This is a genomic window from Streptomyces sp. NPDC096046 (genome assembly GCF_040303285.1).
Lineage (GTDB): Bacteria > Actinomycetota > Actinomycetes > Streptomycetales > Streptomycetaceae > Streptomyces.
In genome coordinates, this window is the sequence record NZ_JBEOSZ010000049.1 from 29515 (window position 1) to 52104 (window position 22590).

Genomic DNA, 22590 nt, shown 5'->3' on the forward strand with positions numbered 1-22590 from the left:
CGTTCACGTGCGAGGCGACGACTCGTCGAGGCAGCGGTGGAGCGAGGCGTCAGATGCGCCGCTCGGTCCGGCGGCGCATCCAGAACACGCCGCCGCCGACGACCGCCGCGGCCACCAGACCGCCGCCGATGGCCATGTCGGTCGGGGACGCGCCGGTGGTGCTGCTGCCGCCGATACCGCCGCGGACACCGCCGATGACGGTGAAGGCCTGCGGCTTGGTCAGGGTCCTGCCGTTGCAGGTGACCGTGATGTCGTACGAGCCGGGACGGGCGTTGTTGTTGATGGTGGCGACGCCCCGCGCGGTGCCGTCGCCGCCCCTGCCGGCGTCGTTGCCGTCGCCCCGGCCGTCGTTGCCGTCGCCCCGGCCGTCGTTGCCGCCGCCCCTGCCGTCGTTGCCGGCGCCGCCCCGGTCGCTCTCGTTGCCCTTGCCGGCGTGGTGGGCGGGCGACAGCCGGGTCGGTGCGAACGCGTTGGACGTGGCCGTGCCGCCGTTGCGGCAGCCGTCGACCGTGATGGTCAGCTGGCCGCCACGGGCGATCACGCCGGGCAGGGCGACGATGTTGCTGGGCGTGTCCCACGCAAAGGCCGCGGGGGCGGAGAGGCCGAGGGCGGCGACCGCCGCGCCGGCGACCGCCAGGGCACGAGTGTTACGCATGTGAACCTCCGCGGAAGACGCCCCGGGACCCGTCCCCGGTCGATCGGCGAGAAAGCGCCTCCCAGAAAGACAGTCAGTTGCCGTGCCGCAAGCCGCATTTCGGGAATGGTCCGTCCTGGTGAGGGAAGGCGGCGCGGCACCATCACACAATCGGATATCTCCGCAGGTCACGGACCGTCAGAAGTTTCTTCCGGGCGGCAACTCGGATGGCGCACCTCGTATCCGCGCTCGGCATCTTCCGGCCCCGGGCCACCCGTTCGCCGCCGCCCCGTCGCCGGTTTCGGGCGTGCCGCTTAGCGTGCTGATATGCGCGATTGACTCGGCGACGGCCGTGTCGAGAGGGGATGGCGAATGTCTGCGTCCGAGCTGGCCGAGGCGGAAGAGGAGGCACGGCGGAAGAAGCGCGCCCCGTGGGGCGTGATAGCGCTTGTTCTGCTGACCGGCCTCGCGCTCATCCGCAACGGTTCCGGGGAGTTCGACGAGGGCCCGCCGCAGCCGGCGACCGCGGCGGCGGCGGACAGCCGGGTGCCCGGCGACACCTTCACCGGGACCGTGCGCCCCTTGCCCTACGCCCTCCCGGACCGGGTCAGGATCCCGGCGATCCAGGTCGACGCGCCGATCATCCCGGTGGGCCTGGACGCGGACGGCTGGGTCGGCGCGCCGCCGCCGGAGGACCCCAACCTGGCCGGCTGGTTCACCGGTGCCGTCACACCCGGCGAGAAGGGCACCGCGGTCGTGGTCGGCCATGTCGACAACCAGCAGGGCCCCGCCGTGTTCTACGGACTCGGGGCCCTGGAGAAGGGCAATCGCGTCGAGGTGGCCCGGCAGGACGCCAAGACCGCCGTGTTCGAGATCTACGGCGTCGAGGTGTTCGAGAAGGACAACTTCCCCGGTGACCGTGTCTACGGTTCCAAGGGCGCCCCGGAGCTGCGGGTCATCACCTGCGGCGGCGGTTTCTCCCAGCAGGAGGGCTATGCGGGGAACGTCGTCGCGTTCGCCCGCCTGGTCGAGGTGCGCTGAGCGTTCCCGGCCTGACGGGCGAGAGCCCCGACGCGTCCCTCACGCGTAGTGCCGCCGGGGCACCGTGACGTGGTAGCCGGAGTCCAGCAGTTCCGGCAGATAACGCCGCAGGGCCCGCACGCTCTGCGAGCGGTCGCCCCCGGCGTCGTGCGAGAGCACCACGACGCCGGGGGCGGCGCCGCGTTCGACCCGCTTGGTGATGAACCGGATCCCGGGGGTGGTCCAGTCGAGGGTGTCGAGCGTCCAGGCGAGCGGTTCCATGCCGAGTTCGGCGCCGAGTTGGAAGGCCGCCCGGTTCCAGGCGCCATAGGGGGCGCGGAACCACTCGGGGCGATCCCCGCAGGCGTCCTCGATGACGTCGCAGGTGCGTTCCATCTCGGAGCGGATCTGCCGGCGGGTGAGCCGGGTGAGCAAGGGGTGGGACCAGGTGTGGTTCCCCACGACGTGGCCCTCGTCGGCCATCCGGGCCAGCAGCTTCTTGTTGCCGACGGCCATCTCGCCGCACACGAAGAACATGGCGCGCACGTCGTACTCGGCCAGCGTGTCCAGGATGGCCGGGGTGTAGCGGGGATCGGGGCCGTCGTCGAAGGTCAGCACCATGGTCCTGCCGCGGCCGGACACGCGCAGCAGCGGTTCGCTGCGTACCAGGGTCCGGCGGGGCACGGCGCGCGGCGGGCCGTAGCCGGTGATGGGCTGGAGGCGATAGGCGGAGGACTTGGGGGGCCGGCGGACCTGCGGGCCCGCGGCCGTGGCGGGGGTGACGGGCTCGTCCCCGGTGACCGCCGTGAGCACTCCGCCCGTCGCGACCGCTCCCACGGCGCCGGCGCCGGCGAGCAGCGCCCGGCGCCGGGTGAACAGCCGGGAGGGCAACTGATCCTTCTTCATGACTCATCAGTCACCCGGCGGATGGCCGACGCACCTGAGCAACACCGGTGTGGCGGCACACCTTCACCCGTCCGGCCCACGCAGAAGGGTCAGCGGCGGCGCACCAGAGGGAAGGGCCGGGGGTCTCGCGGATCGTCAGGCCGGTGAGAACACGACCCAGCCGGTCGGCGCCGACGCCGAGCCCGCCGGTGGGCGGCATGGCGTATTCGAGGACGGCGAGGACGTCCTTGTCGGGTTCCATCGCCTCGGCTGGTCGCCGGACCAGTCGCACAGGACGACGAAGACGATGCCGCCGAAGTCGCGGACGAGCATGATCCGGCCGGCGACGGTGACCCGCTCGCCCGGCCGGACCTCGGCGAGGTGTGGGGCGGGCCGGGATACCCCGCCGGGTAGGGGTCGGTGCCGTCGGCGCACAGCCGGTCGAGCTTGTGGTGCCGGACGCGGACCTGGTCGGACAGACCGGAGAGCGGGCCGGCGGGCTCGGTCCCGTCCCCTCCGGCGAGGCCGAGCGCCGCCAACGACGGCGGCCCTCCGTGGTGGCGGGCCGCTGCCCGCCTTTCGGGTGCCCTCTTCCCCGGACTTTGCGCATGGACGGTACGGACACGAAGCCCTCGGCGAGGCCGACCCGGGAACGCCCTCCTCGAACACGGACCGGAACACGGCGGTCGCCTTGTCGCCGAGCTGGAGCACGTTGAGCCCGGCGCGGACGAAGCCCGGGCTCCGTCCTCGGAGGCGCCCATCACGGCCGGGACCCGGGCGTAACGGCGTGCCGCCTCCTGCCGGGCGGCGATCGTGTGCGGCCGGGCCTCCCGGTCGCCCACGGGGTCACCGCCGGCCAGGCACACCCCGGCCTCGACGCGGTAGGTGACGGCTGCTGCGCCGCTGGGTGAGAAGGCGGCGGCCTTGTCGCGACGGGCGGCGAAGGAGCCGAGGGCGGGCCGATGGCCGGTGAGGGTCGTGCCGTAGACCGGGCCGGGGTCCTGTCCGCCTGGTGCGTGGTGTCTTCCGTCCTGCGGTCGCCTGGGCCGTCATGATCGACCGTCAGCGTTTGCCGATCGTGAAGAGGTGAGGCGCATGACCGGGCTCCGGACGGGTGAGGGGATTCTCTGTCGCAAACCCATCGAGCAGATCGAGGAGACGGAAGCCGACGAGGACGGTCGGCTGGAACGGTCGTTGGGACTGTGGCAGCTGACCGCGATCGGGGTCGGCGGCATCATCGGCGCGGGCATCTTCACACTCGCGGGGACCGTCGCCAACGGCACGGCGGGACCCGCTGTGCTGGTCTCCTTCCTCGTCGCGGGCGTCGCGAGTGCCGCCGCCGCCCTGTCGTACGCCGAGTTCGCCGGGCTCATCCCGAAGGCCGGTTCGGCCTACACGTACGGCTACGCGGTGCTCGGCGAGCTGGCGGGCTGGTTCATCGGCTGGGACCTGCTGCTGGAGTACACGGCGATCGTGGCGGTGGTCGCGATCGGCATCTCCGGCTACTTCAGCTTCCTGGTGGGCGAGATGGGCGCCGATCTGCCCGCCTGGATGCTGGGCGCCCCCGGCACCGGAGACGGCCACCGGGTCGGCCTGTTCGCGGCGCTGCTGTGCCTGCTCACCGCCTACCTGCTGAACCTCGGCATCAAGAACGCGGCCCGCTTGGCAGACCTGGGCGCGGTTCGCCGTCTGGCTCGCGCTGGGGCTGGTGGTCTACTTCGCCTACTCGTACCGCAGTTCTGAGATGGCGCGGCGCGGGCCGGGCGAGGCGGGGTAGGCGCTACTCCCCCATCACCAGGCCGTCCCCGGCCGCGCCCCGGCTGAGCACGACGTCGCGGATGCGGTCGCGGACGGCCCGGACGTCGGCGCCCTGGGCGATCGCCCGGTTGAGATTCACCACCCGGCCGGCGTCGACGTCGAACAGCTGCGGGACGAACTCCGCCTTCGTCACCTCCCAGCGGCCGCCCGGCCGAGCGGGTGGTGCGAAGGTGAAGCGGCCGAGGGTGGACTGGTTGCCGCGCGGGTCCTTGAGGCCCTCGTGGTTGGTCATCTCGCCGGCGATCTGGTCGCCCATGCCGTAGACCACCCAGGTGCCGTTGACCTTCTCGTAGGCCTGCGGGACGTGCGCGTGGGTGCCGAGGATCAGGTCGATGTCGGGGCGGTCCCCGGTGCGCGCGGCGGTGAGGCTCCGGGCCAGGGTCAGCTGCCGGTCGTCGGGGGCGTCCTGCCACTCGGTGCCCCAGTGCAGGGAGACCAGGACCACGTCGGCGCCCGCCCGGCGGGCGGCCCGGGCGTCGGCGACGATCCTGGCCTCGTCGATGAGGTTGACGGCCCAGGGCTGCCCGTCCGGGAGCGGGAAGCCGTTGGTGTCGTAGGTGTAGGCGAGGTGGGCGACCTCGGCCGGGCCGGCCCGCAGGACGGTCGCCGTGTCCGCCTCTTCCTCGGTGCGGGCGGAGCCGCTGTGCCGGACACCCGCGCGGTCGAGGGCGTCGAGGGTGCGGCGGATGCCCTCGGCGCCGTCGTCCAGGGTGTGGTTGGAGGCGGTGGAGCAGCCGTCGTAGCCGGTGACGGCGAGGGCCCGGGCCACCTCGGGCGGGGACTTGAAGGTGGGGTAGCCGGTGTAGGCGCCGTTCGCGCCGTAGACCGTCTCCATGTGGCACAGGGCCACGTCGGCGCGGGAGACGACGGAGCGGATCCCGGCGAGCATCGGCCGGAAGTCGTGGCCGGTGCCACCGGCGTCGAAGCGGGCCCGGTCGATGATCGAGCTGTGCGGGAGGACGTCACCGGAGGCGACGAGCGTGAAGCCGCGGGGGCCGGCGGCGGCCGGTGCCGGGCGTCCGCGGTCGGGTTTGTCGTGGCCTCGGGCCTGGCAGGCGGCGCCTGCGGCGAGGACGACGGTCAGGGCCAGGGCGACCTGTCGGCTGCGTGCGAGCATGCATTCACCCCACTGTGGGCGTTGTGGTCGTATTTACACACGAACAGGAAAGAAGGCGCACGCCGTCCCACGCGGCTCCGACACGCTCATCAGCCCGTCCGGCACCCGCATGGCCGGGCGACCCGACCGTTCGTCGAACCGTTCGTCGACGCGATCGACCGTCCGCCGCACAGCCGGGTACGTGCCCTGTGCCCCGACCGCGCCCTGCGGTGGCATACGGCCATGACGGCCGGATCCACACTCATGAACGGGACGACCGCCGAGCACGAGCTCGCCGCACTGCAGCGGGAGCACGGCCGGCCCCTCTTCGCGCTGCTGGTCAGGCTCTGCGACGGCGACCGACAGCGCGCGGAGGACCTGGTGCAGGAGACGCTGGTGCGCGCCTGGCAGCATCCCGAGGCCCTGCGCGCCGACGACTTCGACTCCGTGCGGCCCTGGCTGATGACCGTCGCCCGGCGGCTCGCCATCGACGCCCGGCGGGCCCGTCAGGCCCGTCCGGCCGAGGTCGGCGACGCGGTGCTGGAGAACGCGCGGGTCATCTCCGACCACGCGGAGCGGGCCGCGGCGATGCTGGACGTTCGCCAGGCTGTGAAGACACTCACTCCGGAGCACCGTGAAGTCCTGGTGCTGGTGTACTTCCAGGGGGCGAGTGTGGCGGAAGCCGCGGCGACCCTCGGGATCCCGCCCGGTACCGTGAAGTCCCGCGCGTACTACGCGCTGCGTGCCCTGCGCAGGGTGCTACCGGGATACGCCGCCGACCTGCGGTGAAACCAATGAGTGGGTCAAGCCTCCGTAAAGCGCCTTGCCGATGACCCCGGTTGAGTAATCGGCTGTTCTCATCCGTGTTCCGGAGGGGGCCGTCTGCGCTCCCGGGACCCGGTGTCGGGCGACGCGCACGTACCGGAGGAAGGCAGGAAGGGATGCTGGACAGAGAACAGGGGAGCACGGACGGTGGCGACGGTGAACTGACCGTCCCCATGGCGTGGTTGTACGCCGAGTACATCGCCGACGAGCTGCTGCGGACCGGCGATCTGATGCCGCCGACGTCCTTCGAGTTCCGCGCCGGGCGCGATGCCCTGGCGCTCACCATCTTCCTGTCCGACGCCGACGGGGAGCTGTCCGGCATCCGGGTCGTCACCCAGCTGGAGACCTGGCTGTCGCTGACCGCGTACGACCAGCCGTGGCAGGAGTGGGTGCGCGAGCGGCTGGCCGAGCTCACCGTCGGCGCCGCGCGCGCGGGCCGGCCCGCACCGGACCTGGACCTCGCCGAGGAGGCCTGGCGCTGGCTGCAGGAGACGGAACTGCTCGCACCCGATCTGAACGCGGTGCCGGGGGGCGCTCCGGCGATCGGGGAGGACGAGGGGCCGAAGGTCTGGACGCCCGCCTGGCAACTCGGACTGCCGCTGGGACACCTCGCGATCCATCTTTTTTAGACTTCCGCGGTCCCGGACCAATCCGGGGGCCGGAGGGCTCCGAATCCTTTGGTTGCGATTGTGTCACCGGCTTGAGTGATTCCGCTGCCTGGTCCGTACCGGTGGGAGCAAGGAGTAACCCCACCCGCACCCAACGGCACGAGGATTCGGCATGAGGTCCCTGGAGAGGCATCGCGACGTCGCGGCCTACGCGCTCGGCGTGCTGGACGAGGCGGAGGCATTCCGCTTCGAGGACCACCTCATGGAGTGCCCTCGGTGCGCTGCAGAGGTGACGGAATTCGGCGCGACCACACGGCAGTTGATGCTGTACCGGCGGGCGACGCCACGGTTCGTGCACCCGGTGGCGCAGCCCGGGCCGCGCATGCTGGACGGGCTGCTGGCCGAGGTGGCGACCCGGCGCCGGGCCGGACGCCGGCGTCTGATGTTCGCCCTCGCCGCCTCGGTGGTCCTCGCGGCGTCGGTGCCCGGCATCGCGATGATGGCCGAGGGCAGCGCCGAGGAGCGCCTGACGGTCGCGGCGACCGACGCGCGCACGGGGGTGTGGGCGCAGGTCACGACGGAGGACGAGGAGTCGGGCAGCCAGGTCGAGCTGAAGGTGAAGGGCGCCTCGGCCTCGCGCCCCTGCCACCTGGTGATCGTCGGCCACGACGGCACCGAGGAGACGGCCACCAGCTGGCACGGGCCCGGCCACGACGACGAGCCCGACACGATGATGGCCAGTTCCTCCATGCATCCGGAGGACATCGCCCGCTACGAGATCCGCTCGGTGACCGGGGAGGTCCTGTGGACACTGCGGCCGAGCTGACCATCCGTCCGCCGCTGCCATCGGGCGCTTCCCGTGCCCCGCTGTGAGCCTGCTGGACGACACATCCGGGAGATCGCCGGGTGTCCACGGTCGCGGTGAGGGAAGAGACGGTGACGACGGCAGAGGCCGGGGAAGGCCGGCTCGAGGAGTTCCTCGCCGGCCGGAGAGCCTGGCGCTGGAGTTGCCCGCCGCGATCGCCCGCTGCACCGCGGCCCTCGGGTCGCAGCACTCGGTGGCGTACCTGGCCGACCTCCAGCAGCGTCGGCTCGTGTCGCTCACCGAGATCGCGTTGCGGCCCGGCGACCGGTTGCTGATGTACACCGACGGGGTGACCGAGGCCCGTGCCGGTGACGGCGGAGAGTTCGGCCTCGAACAGTTCGCCCGCTGCATCATCGGGGCGATGGCGGCGGGCGAGCCGGCACCCGAGGCGTTGCGGCGGCTCATCCACTCCATCCTCGACTCGCCCACCAGCCGGCTGCGGGACGACGCCACCATCCTGATGTTCGAGTGGACGCCGCCGCCCCGGTGACCCGGGCCGGGGTCACTTCAGCAGGCGGGACATCCTGCGGTCGGCGAGCGGCTTGCCGCCCGTCTGGCAGGTCGGGCAGTACTGGAGCGAGGAGTCGCTGAAGGACACCTCGCGCACGGTGTCCCCGCACACCGGGCAGGGCTCGCCGGTGCGGCCGTGGACACGCAGCCCGCTCTTCTTCTCGGCCTTCAGCCGCCCGGCCGCCACGCCCCGGGAGCGTTCGACGGCCTCGGTGAGCGTGTCGCGCAGGGCCGCGTACAGCCGTCCGGTCTCCTCCTCGCTCAGGGACGCGGCCAGCTTGAACGGGGACATCTTCGCCGCGTGCAGGATCTCGTCGCTGTAGGCGTTGCCCACGCCCGCGATCAGGCTCTGGTCCCGCAGCGCGCCCTTGAGCTGCCGCCGTTCACCGGCCAGCAGTTCCGCCAGTCGCCGCTCGTCGAAGTCGTCGGCGAGCGGGTCCGGACCGAGCCGGGCCACGCCGGGGACCTCCTGCGGGTCGCCCACGACGTACACCGCGAGCCGCTTCTGGGTGCCGGCCTCCGTGAGGTCGAACCCGGCGCCGGTCTCCAGGGCCACACGCAGCGCGAGGGGCCCCTTGCCGGGGCGGGGCGGCCCGTCGGGCAGCCGGTCCTTCCAGTGCAGCCAGCCCGCGCGGGCCAGGTGCGTCACCAGGTGCGGGCCGCCCGCGGTCCGCAGATCGAGGAACTTGCCGTACCGGCGTACGGCGGTGACCTCGTGGCCCTCCAGCGCGGACAGGGGCGGTTGGTATGTCTTCAGGACGCTGATCGCGACGGGCAGCACCCGTACGATCTCGTGGCCGACGAGGTGCTCGGTGAGGAAGTCCTTGAGCGCCTCGACCTCGGGGAGTTCCGGCATAGCTCCAGAGTGCCACGTGGTGTCAGTCGTGGTCGGGCACCACGAACTCGCACCACACGGCCTTGCCGCCGCCCCGGGCCTCCACGCCCCACACGTCGGTGAGCAGCTCCACCAGCAGCAGGCCCCGTCCGGAGACGCCCGACTCGCCCGCCTCACGGCGGCGCGGCAGGGCGCTGGAGGAGTCCTCGACCTCGACGCGCAGCCGGCGCTGGGAGCCGGTGAAGGCCCGCAGGGTGACGACCGCGGAGCCCTCGGTGTGCATCAGGGCGTTGGTGATCAGCTCGTCGGCAACCAGTTCGATCTCGTCGGCGCGGTCCTCCGCTCCCCAGGCGGCGACCGCGGTGCGGATCATGTGGCGGGCCCCGGTCAGGGCCGCCGGATCGCCGGGGGCTACGTGCTGTTGGAGCCGGCGGCCGGACTGCGGGTGGTCGGGGCCGCGCCGGCGCAGCAGGAGCAGCGCCACGTCGTCGTCACCACCGCGCTCGGCGGCCACGTCGATGAGCCGGTCGGCGAGGTCCCGTACGTCGTCGGGCCCGGTGTCGACGAGCGCGCTCAGGGTACGCATGCCGTCATCGAGGTCGGCACCGGGCTGCTCCACCAGGCCGTCGGTGCACAGCAGCAGCGTCTCGCCGGGGTCGAGCTCTATGGTGCCCACCGGGTACTCCAGGCGGCCGAACTCGGCGGACAGCCCGAGCGGCAGCCCGCCCGGCACGGTGACGCGGCGGCAGGAGCCGTCGGTGTGGCGGACCAGCGGATCGATGTGGCCGGCACGGACCATCTGGAGCACGCCCGTGGACAGGTCGGCCTCGGCGTAGAGGCAGGTCGCGGAGCGGTCGGTGTCGAGTTCGTGCAGGAAGACGGAGGCCCGGGCCATCACGGTGGCCGGTGGGTGCCCCTCGGCGGCGTAGGCACGCAGCACGATGCGCAGCTGGCCCATGACGGCGGCCGCGTGGGTGTCGTGGCCCTGGACGTCGCCGATGACCGCGCCGACCCGGCCGCCGGGCAGCGGGATCAGGTCGTACCAGTCGCCGCCGATGTCCCGGCCGACGGGGCCGCCGAAGCTGGCGGCGCGGTAGCGGACGGCCACGTCGGCGCCGGGCACGCTCGGGATGGTCCGGGGCAGCATGGCCTGCTGGAGGCCCTGCGCGAGGTCCATCTCCTGCTCGAAGAACATGGCCCGCTGCAGGCTCTGCGCGATGCTGCTGCCGAGGGCGACGAGGATGTTGCGCTCCTCGGACGTGAAGCCGTACCGGTCGCTGTAGAGCAGGCCGATCGCGCCGATCGGCCGGGCCTGGACGATGAGCGGCAGATAGGCGGCCGAGGTGATGTCGAGGTCGGTGATGTGCGGCCACAGGAGCGGGTAGCGCTCGGCGAACTCCTGCGGTGACTCGATGAAGCACGGGCCGAGGGTCCGTACGGCCTCGCTCATCGGGTAGGGCTCGTCGATCCGTGTGACGCGGGTGCCGGGCACGAAGCTGTCCGCGGGGCCCTCGGCGACCAGGCGGATGCGGCCGGCCTCGACCAGGCCCATGACGAGGCTGGTGGCGCCCAGGTGCACGAGTCCGTGGGTGTCCTTGAGGACGTCGATGACGTCCTGGACGGTGCGGGCGTGCGCGAGGGCGGCCGTGGTCAGTTCGACGACGCTGGTCTGCTCTCGCTGGGCCTCGTCCTGGGCGGCCTGGTCGCGGCGGGCGTCGCTCTCGCGGAGTTCCTGGGTCGCGTCCCGGACGATGCCGATGATGCGGCGGGGGCGTCCGGTGTCGTCGCGCCGGATGTAGCCCTGGGTGTGGGTCCAGCGCAGCGTGCCGTCGCGGCGGCGGATGCGGAAGTAGGCGCCGTAGTTCTCGCTGCCGTCCTTCAGTGCCTGGGAGACCGCGGTGTCCAGGCGGCGGGCCTCACCGGGCGGGACGCGCTTGGACAGGGTCTCGGGGCGCTCGTCGTACTCGTCGGGGCGCACGTCGAAGACTTCGTGGGCCTGGGCGTCCATCTGCATCAGGCCGCTGTCGAGATCCCAGTCGAAGCTGCCCATCCGGTTGAGCGCGAGGATCGGGTCCGGGTGGGCGGGCCAGTCGTCCGGGAGAGACAGGGCGCTCGCTCCCCGATCAGCCATGGGCCCACCTTGCCAGGATTCGTCCGATTCTTCGACCGGATGTGCCGAGTCTACGAGCCGCTCCGTCGGACCGGCACTCAGTTGGTGAAGATGTCTGCGGGGCCTCCGGGGATGCGGTCGGCGGCCCGGCCGTCGGGGATCAGCCCGGCTCCGTCCGGCGGATCGGGGGTGTCCGGGACGGCATCGGGGCCGACCTCGTCGGGACCGCCGGGGTCCTCCGGGTCGGCGGGCCCTTCGAGAGGCGGGACGGTCCCGTCGGCCGGCGGCACGGCCGGGCCCGTAGCCGTCCGCCGCGTCCGGTGGTGCCGCCGCAGCCCGAGAGGAGGAGCGCCCCTGAGAGCACGCAGGCCAGGAGGAGGGTCCCGGTGGGTGTCCGCACCTCGCCCTCCCGCTCGCCTCGGCCCTTTCCGGGCACTGCGTCACTATTGTTTGCTTCGCTCACTCGGGTTACGCAACCGGAGCGGCTGCCCACGGAACGTGACAACCGGAGCGGGAGCCGCACAGGGAGGAGGGCCGCACGGCCGTGGACTGGTTCACCGCGTCCGACTACTGGCTGACCCGGCTGGTGTTCCAGCGGGCGCTGGCCGCCGTCTATCTGGTGGCGTTCCTGACGGCGGCCCTCCAGTTCCGCGCGCTGATCGGGCGGCGCGGCATGCTGCCGGTGCCGCGGTTCGTCGAGCGGGTGCCGTTCAAGCGGGCACCGAGCCTGTTCCAGCTGCACTACTCGGACCGGTTCTTCGCGCTCTGCGCCTGGACGGGTGGCGCCGTGTCGGCGGCACTGCTGGCCGGGCTGGACTCACTGCTGCCGCTGTGGGGCGGCATGCTGCTGTGGCTGGTGCCGTGGGTGCTGTACCTGTCGATCGTCAACGTCGGGCAGACCTGGTACTCGTTCGGCTGGGAGTCGCTGCTGCTGGAGGTCGGCTTCCTCGCCGTGTTCCTCGGCAACGACGAGGTGGCGCCGCCGGTCGTGGTGCTGTTCCTGCTGCGGTGGATCCTGTTCCGCGTGGAGTTCGGCGCGGGACTGATCAAGATGCGCGGCGACGCGTGCTGGCGGAAGCTCACGTGTCTGGACCACCATCACGAGACGCAGCCCATGCCCGGCCCGCTCAGCTGGTTCTTCCACCACCTGCCGAGGCCGCTGCACCGCGTCGAGGTGGCCGCGAACCACCTCACCCAGCTCGTGGTGCCGTTCGCCCTGTTCACCCCGCAGCCCGTCGCGTCGGCCGCCGCCTCGCTGATGATCGTCACCCAGCTGTGGCTGGTGCTGTCGGGCAACTTCGCCTGGCTGAACTGGATCACGATCGTGCTGGCGCTGTCGGCGGTGCGGTTCCCGGCCGATCCGCCGGAGGTTGCCGACGCGCCGCTCTGGTACGTCGTCGTGGTGTCGGCGGTCGCGACGGGGCTGGCCGGCCTCAGTTACCGGCCGGTCCGCAACATGCTCTCCCGTCGCCAGGTCATGAACCGCTCCTTCGACCCGCTCCATCTCGTCAACACCTACGGGGCGTTCGGCAGCGTGAGCCGGGTCCGCTACGAGGTCGTGGTGGAGGGCACGGCGGACGACGTGCCGCGTGCCGAGTCGGACTGGCGGGAGTACGAGTTCAAGGGCAAACCGGGCGATCCGCGGCGCTGGCCACGGCAGTTCGCGCCCTACCATCTGCGGCTCGACTGGCTGATGTGGTTCGCGGCCCTGTCCCCCGCCTACGCGGAGCCCTGGTTCGGAGCGCTGGTGGAGCGGCTGCTGGAGAACGACCGGGACACCCTGAGACTGCTGCGCCGCTCGCCGTTCCCGCCGGACGAGCCCCCGCGGTACGTGCGCGCCCGTCTGTTCCGCTACCGCTACACGACGTGGCGCGAGCTGCGGGAGACGGGTGCGTGCTGGGAGCGGACTCATGTACGGCAGTTCCTGCCGCCGACGCGGCTGGCGGGTCCGGATCAGAAGCCGTAGACGCGGGTGGTGGCTCCGGATCAGGGGGCGTAGAGGCGGTCGGCGGCTCCGGTTCACAGGCCGTAGACGCGGCTGGCCGTGGTTTCCAGGATGTGCGCGTGGTCGCGCGGGTCGGTCAGCCGTCGGGTGAGGTCCGGGGTGTCGCCGTAGGGAACCGCGAGGGTGGACACCGGCCAGTCCGAGCCGTGCATCAGCCGCTCGGGACCGAAGGCCTGCAAGGCCACGTCGGCGTAGGGGCGCAGGTCCTCGACGGTCCACGAGGCGAGGTCGGCCTCGGTGATCAGGCCGGACAGTTTGGCGACCGTGTTCGGCAGGGCGGCCAGGGCGCGCAGGCCGGACGCCCAGGGTTCGAGCGCGCCGGAGGCGATGGGGGGTTTGCCGAGGTGGTCGAGGACGAAGGTGAGGCCTGGCAGGTCGTCGGCCGCCCTGACACAGGCGGGCAGCTGGTGCGGGAGCACCACCAGGTCGTAGACGAGTCCGGCGTCGGCGACGGCGGCCAGTCCGCGGCGGACGTCCGGGCGCAGCAGCCACTCGGGGTCGGGTTCGCCCTGGACCTGGTGGCGGACGCCCTTGAGATACCGGCCGCCGGGGAGGGCGCGCAGCCGGGCGAGTTCGTCGGCGACGCCGGGGTGGGTGAGGTCGGTCCAGCCGACGACTCCGGCGATCAGGTCGTGCCGTTCGGCCAGGGCCAGGAACTCCGGGGTCTCCTCGGGCACGGTGACGGTCTGGACGAGGACGGTGCGGCCCACCCCGGCACTCCTCGCCTCGGGTTGGAGGTCCTTCATCGTGAAGTCGCGTCGCAGGGGGGCGAGTTCGGGGCCGGTGATCCAGTCCTGGTCGCGGACGGACAGGTCCCACACATGGTGGTGGGCGTCGACCACGGTCATGACGGCAGCTCCCGCACCACGGGCAGACCGGCGTCGGCGCCTTCGCCGGAGTAGTCGTGCACGACGTCCAGCAGTTCGGCCATGCGGGCCTGCCAGGCCACGTTGACCGGCAGCTTCTCCAGTTCGGCGAGGAGGCGGGCGTAGTCCTCGCACTCCAGGACATGGAACGGGTCGGTGCCTCCCCCGAGCTCTCGGCTCCGCTCGGGCAGGGGGGACCCCCATCGCCAGATCGTCCAGGAGGTGGCGTCGGCGTCGCGGATGGCCTCGGTGAGTTCCTCGGGGACCTCGCGGTGGGCCGCCTCGTACCGGTCGATGCGGTCGGCTCGGAGCTGGGTGTGCAGGGCGGCTCTCATCAGGGCTCCCTCGGCGGCTCGGCGGGGACGGGTGCGTCGGCGGGCAGCAGGCCCTTGCCGCGCAGGTCCTGCCAGAAGGCGGCGGGTACGCGCGCGGCGAACTGGTGGGCGCTGTCGCGGACTTCGTGGGCCGAGCGGGCTCCGACCAGGACGCTCGCCACGGCCGGGTGGGCGGCGCAGAAGGCCAGGGCCGCGGCGCGCAGGGTGGTGCCGTGGCGGTCGGCGACGGATTTCAGGCGCAGGGCGCGCTCGACCAGCTCGGAGGGGGCGACGGTGTAGTTGTACGGTGCCCCGGGCTCGGGGTTGGCCAGCAGACCGGAGTTGAAGGCGCCGCCGATGACGACGGATGTGCCGCGTTCGTGGGCCGCGGGCAGCAGATCGGCGAGGGCACTCTGGTCGAGCAGGGTGTAGCGGCCGGCGCACAGCACCACCTCCACGTCGGTGTCGCGGACGAAGCGGGTGAGCATCCCCGCCTGGTTCATGCCGGCGCCGATCGCGCCGACCAGGCCTTCGGAACGGAGCTTCTCCAGCGCCGGGTAGCCCTCCCGGAAGGCCGCTTCGGCGTGCTGGTCCGGGTCGTGGAGGTAGACGACGTCGACCCGGTCGAGGCCGAGGCGTTCCAGACTGGCCTCCAGGGTGCGGCGGATGCCGTCGGCGGTGAAGTCCCACACGCGGCGGTGCGTCGCGGGCACGGCGAAGCCGCTCGCCAGGTCGTCACCGGTGCTGTCCGAGGGCTCCAGGCGGCGGCCCACCTTGGTGGAGACGGTGTACCGGTCCCGGGGGTGGTCGCGCAGGGCGGCCCCGAGGCGCCGCTCGGACAGGCCGAGGCCGTAGTGCGGGGCGGTGTCGAAGTAGCGGATGCCGCGCTGCCAGGCCGCCTCCACGGCTTCGCGCGCCTGATCCTCGCCGACCTCGGTGTACAGGTTGCCGATGGCGGCGGCACCGAAGGACAGGGCGCTGACCTCGACGGCGCTGCGGCCGAGCCGGTTCACCGGGCCACCGGGCGCAGCCGCAGGCCCTGCATGCCGCCGTCGACGGCGAGCGCGGTGCCGGTGGTGGCGCCGGACAGCGGACTCGCCAGGTAGGCGACGGCACCCGCGACCTCGGCCGCCGAGACGAGCCGGCCCGTGGGCTGGCGGGCTTCCAGGGCGGCGCGTTCGGCGGCCGGGTCGGGCGCGGCGTCGAGGAGTCGCCCGACCCACGGGGTGTCGACGGTGCCGGGGTTGACGCAGTTGACGCGGATGCCCTCGCGGACGTGGTCGGCGGCCATGGCGAGGGTGAGGGAGTGCACCGCGCCCTTGGTGGCGCTGTACAGGGCGCGCTGCGGCAGGCCCGCGGTGGCGGCGATGGAGCAGGTGTTGACGATCGCGGCGTGCGCGGAGGCGCGCAGGTGCGGCAGGCAGGCGCGGGTGGTGCGGACCATGCCGACGACGTTGACGTCGTAGACGCGGTGCCATTCGTCGTCGGGGTTGTCCTCGACGGTGCCCTGTGCGCCGATGCCGGCGTTGTTGACCAGGATGTCGAGGCCGTCGAGGCCGTCGACCGCTGCGGCGACGGCCTGGCGCACGGACGCGTCGTCGGTGACGTCCGCGCGGTGACCGAGCAGCGGCTCGCCGACCGGCGACGGGTCGAGGTCGAGGACGGCGACGCGGGCGCCGCGCTCGGCCAGCAGCTCGGCGGTGGCCCGGCCGATACCGGATGCGCCGCCCGTCACCAGAGCCTTCAGGCCCTCGAAGTCGCTCATGCGACCTGCTCCTTCTTCGTCTCGTCGAGGTCGGCGGCCCAGAACCCGCCGGCCGGGTAGCCGTACCGCGCCAGCGACTCGGGTCGCATGGCCGCCGAGAAGCCCGGCGCGGTGGGTGCCGTGTAGTGACCTTCGCGGATGACCACCGGGTCGAGGAAGTGGTCGTGCAGATGGTCGACGTATTCGATGACGCGGTTCTCGGTGGTGCCGGTGAGAGCCACGTAGTCGAACATCGACAGGTGCTGGACGAGCTCGCACAGGCCGACGCCCCCGGCGTGCGGGCAGACCGGTACGCCGAACTTGGCGGCCAGCAACAGGATCGCGAGGTTCTCGGGGACACCGCCGACGCGGGCCGCGTCGATCTGGACGACGTCGAGCGCACCGGCCTGGAGCAGCTGTTTGAAGACGATCCGGTTCTGCACGTGTTCGCCGGTGGCGACCTTCACGGGGGCGACGGCCCGGCGGATCGCCGCGTGGCCGAGGATGTCGTCGGGGCTGGTGGGTTCCTCGATCCAGTACGGGTCGAACTCGGCGAGGGCCCTGGTCCAGCGGATCGCCTCGTCGACGTCCCAGCGCTGGTTGGCGTCGACGGCCATACGAAGGTCCGGGCCGATGACCGAACGCGCCACCCGGCAGCGGCGGATGTCGTCGTCGAGGTCGGCGCCGACCTTGAGCTTGATCTGCCGGAAGCCGTCGGCGACGGCCCGGGCCGCGAGCCGGGTGAGTTTCTCGTCGTCGTAGCCGAGCCAGCCGGGCGAGGTGGTGTAGGCGGGATAGCCGCGCTCCAGCAGGCGGGCCGTGCGCTCCCCGGCGCCCTGCCGGCCCTGGCGCAGAAGGGTCAGGGCCTCCTCGGGGGTGAGGGCGTCGGTGAGGTAGCGGAAGTCGACCTGGCGCACGATCCACTCGGGCTCGGCCTCGGCGAGCAGCCGCCACAGCGGCAGGCCGGCGCGTTTGGCGGCAAGGTCCCACACGGCGTTGACGACGGCGCCGATCGCCATGTGCATCACGCCCTTCTCGGGTCCGAGCCAGCGCAGCTGGCTGTCGCCGATGAGGTCGCGGTTCAGCGTGGAGGGGTCGGCGCACAGTTCGCCCAGGTCGCGGCCGACCAGATGTCCGCGCAGCGCGTCGATCGCGGCGACCTGTACCTCGTTGCCCCGCCCGATGGTGAAGGCGAATCCGTGCCCCTCGTGCCCGTCGGACCCGTCCGTGCGCAGGACGACGTAGGCCGCCGAGTAGTCGGGGTCCGGGTTCATCGCGTCGGAGCCGTCGAGCTCGCGCGAGGTGGGGAAGCGGATGTCGTGGGTGTCGACCGCGGTGATGCGGGCGGGCGTCGGGGACACGGAGGGCCTTTCGATTCGGGTGCGGAGGGCGGGCGGGTCAGTCCTGGGTGCGGCCGGTGGTGACCCGCGCGATCACGAGGACGACCAGGATGATCCCGCCGTGGATGGCCTGAATTCAGAACGACGGGACCTGCGCGAGGGTGAGCACGTGTGTTCCGTTTCCGCACTGTGCTTCCGGGCATCTCAGGGTGCTCCCCATCGACCGGTGTTCCAGCAGATGCCCGCATACTTATCAGACCACTCCCTCGCGAGAACACCCTCATGACGCCCTTCCCCCCCTCTAGGTCCGCAGTGGTCCGACCACCTGGCTGGTTAGACTGCGGCGGAGCACGGTGATCGGAGGAATGGCGTGGACGACGAGACAGCCCCGCGGAAGGGCACCGTGACGCAGCGCGCCATCGAGCGGATCAAGGCGATGATCGGCGAGGGCCGGCTGGAACCGGGCCAGCGGCTGCCCACCGAGCGCGATCTGGCCGCCCAGCTCGGCATGTCCCGCAGCTCGATGCGGGAGGCGATCCGCGCGCTCACGGCCCTGGGCGTGCTGGAGGCCCGGCACGGCTCGGGCATCTACGTCACCCGGCTGGAGGCCGGCGATCTGCTGGAGACCTTCGGTGTCGTGGCGGACCTGTCGCGCGGCCCGCAACTGGTGGAGCTGCTGGAGATCCGGCGCACCCTGGAGTCGACGGCGACGGCGCTGGCCGCCGCGCGGATCACCGAGGACCGGCTGGCCGAGGTGGAGAAGCACCTGGCGGCGATGAACGCCACGGACGATCCGGAGGAGATCCTCGCCCACGACCTGGCCTTCCACCGGGAGATCGCGGTGGCCGCGGGCAACGAGACGATGGCCGCGATCCTGGAGGGCCTGTCGTCGCGGACGTTCCGCGCCCGCGTCTGGCGCGGCTACCAGGAGGAGGGCGCCTTCGCCCGCACCCGCCGCGAGCACGCCGCGATCCACCGGGCCCTGGCGGCCCACGACCCGGAGGCGGCCCGAACGGCGGCGGCCGCGCACGTGGGCGAGGTGGAGCAATGGCTGCGGGCGCAGCTCGGGCCCTGAGGGTGCCCGGGCCCCAGGGGTGTCCCAGGGCCCGGTCCGCTGCGGCTACGTGAACTGACCCGGCCGGTAGTCCCCGGCCGGCTGCTGCAGGATGACGTTCAGCCGGTTCGCGGTGTTCATGAAGGCGATCAGGCTCACCAGCGCCATGAGCTGCTCCTCGTCGTAGTGCTTGACGGCCCGTTCCCACACCTCGTCCGGGACACCGCCCGCGCCGTCCGCGACGCGGGTCCCCTGCTCGGCCAGCTCCAGCGCGGCACGCTCGGCCTCGGTGAAGACCGTGGCCTCCCGCCAGCCCGCGACCAGGTGGAGACGTACGGCGGACTCGCCCGCCGCCGCGGCCTCCTTGGTGTGCATGTCGATGCAGACCGCGCACCCGTTGATCTGGCTGACGCGCAGCGAGACCAGTTCCCGCGTGGCGGCCGGCAGTGGTGACTCCGTGACCAGCCGCCCCACGGAGGCGAACTGCTTGACGAGACTGCTCCCGCTCGGGAGGGCGAAGATGTCCAGTCGTGCGCTCATGGCGAGCTCCTCTGCCGTTGTGGGTACGTACACCCTTGAGAGGCAGCGGCCCCTCACGATGTGACATGGACGAAGGTGACCTGCGTCTCCCGCTGTCCGCCAAGCGCGCCGCAGCCGGAGCGTCAGCGGCTCGAACGGGCGCGGGCCCAGCGCGGTCCTCCCGCCTGCGCCGAACCTCCCGCAGCGGGGCCGCAGCTCACGGCATCGTCCGGGTACCGAGGCCGCCGGCGATCTCGACGCGCGGTCCTCATCGGGTGCACAGTTCTCCGTACGTACTCGCCAGTAAGCCCGTCCCCGCGCATCCCGAGGAGCCCCTGTGACCACCTGGGCCGGCCGCACCGCCGCCGAGATAGCCGCCGCCGTCCGCGAGAAGCGGGTGACGCCACGCGAGGTCGTCGCCGAGCACCTCGCCCGGATCGAGCGGCTCGACGGCCAGGTGGGGGCCTTTCGCGCGGTGCGCGCCGAAGCGGCCCTGGCCGAGGCCGACGAGGTGGCGGCGCGCGGCGACGTCGACGCACTGCCGCTGGCCGGGGTGCCCGTGGCCGTCAAGGACAACCTGGCCGTGCGCGGCGAGTCCCGGCGCGTCGGCTCGGCCGCCACACCGGACACACCGGCCGCGCGGGACCATGTGACGGTGGCCCGGCTGCGGGCGGCGGGCGCGGTGGTCGTGGGGCTGACGAACGTGCCCGAACTGTGCGTCTTCGGCACCACGGACGGTGTGCTGGGCATCGCCCGCAACCCCTGGGACCTGTCGCGATCGGCGGGCGGTTCGTCGGGCGGCAGCGCGGCCGCCGTCGCCGCCGGAATGGTGCCGATCGCCCTCGGCAACGACGGTATGGGCTCCCTGCGCATACCGGCCGCCAACTGCGGTCTGGTCACCATCAAGCCGGGGCGGGGGGTGGTCCCGACCGGTGACGGGGACAGCACCTGGTTCGGCATGTCGGAGAACGGGCCGCTCGCCACGACCGTCGAGGACGCCCGTCTGATGTTCTCGGTCCTCGCCGGCGTCGAGCCCGGGTCCGGTGCCGGTGCCGGTGCCGGTGCCGGTGCCGGCGACGATGCCGGGGTCCTCAGGGTCGCGGTGTCGCTGCGCAGTCCGCTGGTCGGCGTCACCATCGGCCGCCCGTACGCGGCGGCCGCCCGGGACGCGGCCGGGCTGTTGATGAGGGCGGGCCACCAGGTCCGGCGTGCCGACCCGCCCTATCCGATGTCCCTCGCCACGACGTCCCTGGCCCACTGGACGGCGGGCACCGCCGCGGACGCCCGGCCCCTCGATCCTCGGCTCCTGACGCGACGCACCCGCGTCCACGCCCGGCTCGGTCGGCCCTTCCTGCGCACCGTGAGCTCGGGGGCGAGCCGGGAGCGGCTGCTCCGACGACTGGAGCCGTTCTTCGCCGAGCACGACGTGCTGCTCACGCCCGCGCTCGCCCGCCGCTCCCCGAAGGCCGGGCCCTGGCACGAGCGGGGCTGGCTGAGCAACGTGCTGGCGAACACGAACTACTCCCCCTTGACACCCCCGTGGAACCTGACCGGCTGGCCCGCCATGTCCGTGCCCTGCGGGACGCTCCCGTCCGGTGCCCCGTGCGCCGTGCAACTGGTGGGCCGCCCCGGCACGGAGTCCCGACTCCTGGATCTGGCCGGGCAGTTGGAGGAACGAAACCCGTGGCGGCGTACGGCGCCGATGGACTAGGGTCGGCCGGGTGACTGCCGGGTCGGCCGTAGGCCATGCACGAGTGAGGCGCCCGGCCTCGGCGTGAGCGCGGCGGGGATGCCCCCGCCCGGACCCACCCGAGCGCCGGAGAGGGCACGCGCCCCGCCTCTCGTCTCCGTGTCTTCATCTGTCTTCCTCCCCGCGCCCCTCAGCGGCGCTTCACCACGGACACCGAGACCGGAGACCGACCCACGCATGTCCCGCACCGAGCACACCACCGAACTGCCGACCGCGATCGCCCACCTGAACCACACCGCCGTCTACGCCCGCGACCGCCGACTGTCCGCGGAGTTCCTCGCGGCCGTCCTCGGACTGCGGGTGGGAGCCCCCTTCGGCCCGTTCCTCCCGGTGGACCTGGGCAACGGAGTGACCCTCGACTACTACGAGATGACCGGCGAGCCGATCCAGCCGCAGCACTACGCGTTCCTCGTGCCCGAGGAACGGTTCGACGGCATGATCGACCGACTGGAGGCGCTCGGCGTCACCTACTACGCCGACCCGAACCACACCCGGCCCGGCCGGGTCAACGACCTCTTCGGTGGCCGCGGCGCCTACTTCGACGACCCGGACGGCCACAACATGGAGATCATGACCCGCCCGTACGCCCGGCCCTGACCCCCTTCTCCGGGACCTTCCGGGTCATCCCCCGGTGGTGCTCACCCGGACTGCTCTACAACGCCCGGTGCATGATGTGCAGTCCCACCCTGCCGTGCCGAGGGTGGTCGAACGCGTCGGGCACGGTGCCGAGGACGGTGAAGCCCAGGGAGGTCCACAGTCTCACGGCCGGGTTGGTCTCGACGACGGCGTTGAACACCATGCCCCGGTAGCCCGCTGCCCCGGCCTCGGCCAGGAGGTGCTCGGCGAGCGCCCGGCCGTAGCCGCGGCCGCCCTGGTCGGGGTCGACCATGAAGCCGGCGTTGGCGATGCGGGCCGCGGGGCCGCCGTAGTTGGGGGTGAGGTAGGCAGAGGCGACGAGAACGCCGCTGTCGTCCTCGACGACGTAGACGCGTTTCGCCGGGCTCATCCACAGGACCCGGGCCTCCTCCTCGGAGGTACCCGGGTCCCAGGCGTAGGTCTCGCCCGCGGCGACGATGCGGTGCCAGAAGGGCCAGATGCGAGGCCAGTCGTCAGCTGTCGCTTCCCTGATCAGCATGGTCGTGAGTCTGGCACGTCCCTGCGCCGCGATCGCGCTGGGGGGCTGCCCGCCGTCAGTCGACGCTGGGCAGGATGTGGGGCTCCGCGAGGTCGTCCTCGTAGCCCGCCAGGCGGATGGGGGCCGAACGGGCCCACACGTCGAGGCTGCCGAGCTCGTCGACCCGTCGGCCGGCGCGCTCGCCGCGTTCCTTGGGGCGCTGATCGCGATTCGTCTTCTCCGGTGTCACCGCGCACTCCTTATGTGTCGGTCACCCTCGGGACGTACGCGCCGGTCCTGCTGCGCCTGACGCCCGCTCGGGCAGCTGTGCCAAATGCAGTTCGGACGCGGTGGCGCCGGTTCGACTCACGGGAGAGCAGGCCGTGGTGAACCGGCTGGTCCCATGACGGACCGTGGGTGTGGGTAGGACCCCGTGTGCTGTCCGTCCGCATCAGACTAACCAGATGAGCGGAGCCCCGCTCGATGGGGCTGGAAACAGCCGGTAACAATCACGCGTCACCTGCCGTTCAACTGGTGTTTCCGTGCGGGTTTGTAGGTAGAACGGCGTTTTTCGAATCACTCGAACGGCGTAGGTCGGCGACGGCGCCTTCCAGCCGGTCGCGCAGTCCACGTGCCGTTGGCCGCATCGCGAACTCGCCGCTCCGCTGCCGTACGGCA

General features: G+C 72.4%; 24 protein-coding genes and 4 pseudogenes. 11 read left to right on the forward strand and 17 right to left on the reverse strand.

From position 1 onward, the window contains the following. Nucleotides 1-49: 49 nt before the first annotated feature. On the reverse strand, nucleotides 50-655 hold the full coding sequence (locus ABTX62_RS31110) for a hypothetical protein (protein ID WP_352119296.1): 606 nt from the start codon (nucleotides 653-655) through the stop codon (nucleotides 50-52). 351 nt (nucleotides 656-1006) lie between these two features. Between ABTX62_RS31110 and ABTX62_RS31115 the strand changes: the two genes are divergently transcribed. After that, entirely contained in the window at nucleotides 1007-1675 is a 669-nt protein-coding gene (locus ABTX62_RS31115) for a class F sortase (RefSeq protein ID WP_352119297.1), read from the forward strand. Between the two features lie 39 nt (nucleotides 1676-1714). On the opposite strand, the gene ABTX62_RS31120 is transcribed toward ABTX62_RS31115, so the two are convergent. The 3 genes and pseudogenes from ABTX62_RS31120 to ABTX62_RS31130 form a co-directional block, all read right to left on the reverse strand. After that, a complete protein-coding gene (locus tag ABTX62_RS31120; protein WP_352119298.1) occupies nucleotides 1715-2560 on the reverse strand; it encodes a polysaccharide deacetylase family protein in 846 nt (281 codons plus the stop codon). 89 nt (nucleotides 2561-2649) lie between these two features. Next, nucleotides 2650-2807: pseudogene (locus tag ABTX62_RS31125) on the reverse strand (amino acid--tRNA ligase-related protein); the annotation flags it as partial. Nucleotides 2808-2812: 5 nt separating this feature from the next. After that, nucleotides 2813-3507 (reverse strand): annotated as a pseudogene (locus tag ABTX62_RS31130) (phosphatidylglycerol lysyltransferase domain-containing protein); the annotation flags it as partial. A 127-nt stretch (nucleotides 3508-3634) separates the two neighbouring features. Between ABTX62_RS31130 and ABTX62_RS31135 the strand changes: the two are divergent. Together ABTX62_RS31135 and ABTX62_RS31140 are read left to right on the forward strand one after the other, a co-directional pair. Next, nucleotides 3635-4201 (forward strand): annotated as a pseudogene (locus tag ABTX62_RS31135) (amino acid permease); the annotation flags it as partial. Between the two features lie 37 nt (nucleotides 4202-4238). Beyond that, entirely contained in the window at nucleotides 4239-4316 is a 78-nt protein-coding gene (locus ABTX62_RS31140) for a hypothetical protein (RefSeq protein ID WP_352119324.1), read from the forward strand. A gap of 3 nt (nucleotides 4317-4319) precedes the next feature. Here ABTX62_RS31140 and ABTX62_RS31145 read toward each other — a convergent pair whose 3' ends face one another. Beyond that, nucleotides 4320-5474 carry a CapA family protein gene (locus ABTX62_RS31145; protein WP_352119300.1) on the reverse strand — a complete coding sequence of 385 codons (1155 nt, stop codon included), beginning with the start codon at nucleotides 5472-5474 and terminating at the stop codon, nucleotides 4320-4322. 222 nt (nucleotides 5475-5696) lie between these two features. Between ABTX62_RS31145 and ABTX62_RS31150 the strand changes: the two genes are divergently transcribed. The 4 genes from ABTX62_RS31150 to ABTX62_RS31165 all read left to right on the forward strand — a co-directional run bounded on the left by ABTX62_RS31150 (nucleotide 5697) and on the right by ABTX62_RS31165 (nucleotide 8241). Further along, nucleotides 5697-6242: a sigma-70 family RNA polymerase sigma factor gene (locus tag ABTX62_RS31150; RefSeq protein WP_283968595.1), complete on the forward strand. Its 546-nt coding sequence runs from the start codon at nucleotides 5697-5699 to the stop codon at nucleotides 6240-6242. Nucleotides 6243-6394: 152 nt separating this feature from the next. Further along, nucleotides 6395-6907, forward strand: coding sequence for a hypothetical protein (locus ABTX62_RS31155; protein WP_352119301.1), 513 nt, complete (start codon nucleotides 6395-6397; stop codon nucleotides 6905-6907). A gap of 151 nt (nucleotides 6908-7058) precedes the next feature. Further along, nucleotides 7059-7712 (forward strand): zf-HC2 domain-containing protein, encoded by a 654-nt coding sequence (locus ABTX62_RS31160; protein WP_352119302.1) that lies wholly within the window; start codon nucleotides 7059-7061, stop codon nucleotides 7710-7712. Between the two features lie 181 nt (nucleotides 7713-7893). Beyond that, entirely contained in the window at nucleotides 7894-8241 is a 348-nt protein-coding gene (locus ABTX62_RS31165; protein WP_502998042.1) for a PP2C family protein-serine/threonine phosphatase, read from the forward strand. Between the two features lie 12 nt (nucleotides 8242-8253). Here ABTX62_RS31165 and ABTX62_RS31170 read toward each other — a convergent pair whose 3' ends face one another. The 3 genes from ABTX62_RS31170 to ABTX62_RS31180 form a co-directional block, all read right to left on the reverse strand. Beyond that, nucleotides 8254-9117 (reverse strand): Fpg/Nei family DNA glycosylase, encoded by an 864-nt coding sequence (locus ABTX62_RS31170; RefSeq protein ID WP_352119303.1) that lies wholly within the window; start codon nucleotides 9115-9117, stop codon nucleotides 8254-8256. A gap of 22 nt (nucleotides 9118-9139) precedes the next feature. Next, nucleotides 9140-11227 (reverse strand): SpoIIE family protein phosphatase, encoded by a 2088-nt coding sequence (locus ABTX62_RS31175; RefSeq protein WP_352119304.1) that lies wholly within the window; start codon nucleotides 11225-11227, stop codon nucleotides 9140-9142. 77 nt (nucleotides 11228-11304) lie between these two features. Beyond that, on the reverse strand, nucleotides 11305-11496 hold the full coding sequence (locus ABTX62_RS31180) for a hypothetical protein (RefSeq protein ID WP_352119305.1): 192 nt from the start codon (nucleotides 11494-11496) through the stop codon (nucleotides 11305-11307). A 254-nt stretch (nucleotides 11497-11750) separates the two neighbouring features. Between ABTX62_RS31180 and ABTX62_RS31185 the strand changes: the two genes are divergently transcribed. Continuing rightward, entirely contained in the window at nucleotides 11751-13172 is a 1422-nt protein-coding gene (locus ABTX62_RS31185; RefSeq protein WP_352119306.1) for a lipase maturation factor family protein, read from the forward strand. A gap of 53 nt (nucleotides 13173-13225) precedes the next feature. On the opposite strand, the gene ABTX62_RS31190 is transcribed toward ABTX62_RS31185, so the two are convergent. The 6 genes and pseudogenes from ABTX62_RS31190 to ABTX62_RS31215 form a co-directional block, all read right to left on the reverse strand. Beyond that, the gene (locus tag ABTX62_RS31190) at nucleotides 13226-14059 is read right to left on the reverse strand and encodes an amidohydrolase family protein (RefSeq protein ID WP_352119307.1); all 834 of its coding nucleotides are present in this window, start codon (nucleotides 14057-14059) and stop codon (nucleotides 13226-13228) included. Then, nucleotides 14056-14412 carry an L-rhamnose mutarotase gene (locus tag ABTX62_RS31195; RefSeq protein WP_352119308.1) on the reverse strand — a complete coding sequence of 119 codons (357 nt, stop codon included), beginning with the start codon at nucleotides 14410-14412 and terminating at the stop codon, nucleotides 14056-14058. The genes ABTX62_RS31190 and ABTX62_RS31195 overlap by 4 nt, the downstream gene beginning before the upstream one ends. Continuing rightward, nucleotides 14412-15404: an aldo/keto reductase gene (locus tag ABTX62_RS31200; protein WP_352119309.1), complete on the reverse strand. Its 993-nt coding sequence runs from the start codon at nucleotides 15402-15404 to the stop codon at nucleotides 14412-14414. Before ABTX62_RS31200 ends, ABTX62_RS31195 begins: the two co-directional genes overlap by 1 nt. Beyond that, nucleotides 15401-16156, reverse strand: a complete 756-nt coding sequence (locus ABTX62_RS31205; RefSeq protein ID WP_352119310.1) for an SDR family NAD(P)-dependent oxidoreductase — start codon at nucleotides 16154-16156, stop codon at nucleotides 15401-15403. The genes ABTX62_RS31200 and ABTX62_RS31205 overlap by 4 nt, the downstream gene beginning before the upstream one ends. Continuing rightward, a complete protein-coding gene (locus tag ABTX62_RS31210) occupies nucleotides 16153-17496 on the reverse strand; it encodes an L-fuconate dehydratase (protein WP_352119311.1) in 1344 nt (447 codons plus the stop codon). The genes ABTX62_RS31205 and ABTX62_RS31210 overlap by 4 nt, the downstream gene beginning before the upstream one ends. 37 nt (nucleotides 17497-17533) lie before the next feature. Further along, nucleotides 17534-17647 (reverse strand): annotated as a pseudogene (locus tag ABTX62_RS31215) (ABC transporter permease); the annotation flags it as partial. A 198-nt stretch (nucleotides 17648-17845) separates the two neighbouring features. On the opposite strand from ABTX62_RS31215, the gene ABTX62_RS31220 reads away from it, so the two are divergent. After that, the gene (locus ABTX62_RS31220) at nucleotides 17846-18550 is read left to right on the forward strand and encodes a FadR/GntR family transcriptional regulator (protein WP_352119312.1); all 705 of its coding nucleotides are present in this window, start codon (nucleotides 17846-17848) and stop codon (nucleotides 18548-18550) included. A 45-nt stretch (nucleotides 18551-18595) separates the two neighbouring features. Here the strand turns inward: ABTX62_RS31220 and ABTX62_RS31225 are convergent, their stop codons facing one another. Then, nucleotides 18596-19069, reverse strand: coding sequence for a carboxymuconolactone decarboxylase family protein (locus ABTX62_RS31225; RefSeq protein WP_352119313.1), 474 nt, complete (start codon nucleotides 19067-19069; stop codon nucleotides 18596-18598). Nucleotides 19070-19385: 316 nt separating this feature from the next. Between ABTX62_RS31225 and ABTX62_RS31230 the strand changes: the two genes are divergently transcribed. Then, on the forward strand, nucleotides 19386-20759 hold the full coding sequence (locus ABTX62_RS31230) for an amidase (RefSeq protein WP_352119314.1): 1374 nt from the start codon (nucleotides 19386-19388) through the stop codon (nucleotides 20757-20759). Between the two features lie 216 nt (nucleotides 20760-20975). Continuing rightward, the gene (locus ABTX62_RS31235; protein WP_352119315.1) at nucleotides 20976-21395 is read left to right on the forward strand and encodes a VOC family protein; all 420 of its coding nucleotides are present in this window, start codon (nucleotides 20976-20978) and stop codon (nucleotides 21393-21395) included. 55 nt (nucleotides 21396-21450) lie between these two features. On the opposite strand, the gene ABTX62_RS31240 is transcribed toward ABTX62_RS31235, so the two are convergent. Next, nucleotides 21451-21933, reverse strand: a complete 483-nt coding sequence (locus tag ABTX62_RS31240) for a GNAT family N-acetyltransferase (protein WP_352119316.1) — start codon at nucleotides 21931-21933, stop codon at nucleotides 21451-21453. A gap of 55 nt (nucleotides 21934-21988) precedes the next feature. Next, nucleotides 21989-22162 (reverse strand): hypothetical protein, encoded by a 174-nt coding sequence (locus tag ABTX62_RS31245; protein ID WP_184852796.1) that lies wholly within the window; start codon nucleotides 22160-22162, stop codon nucleotides 21989-21991. Nucleotides 22163-22590: the final 428 nt, after the last annotated feature.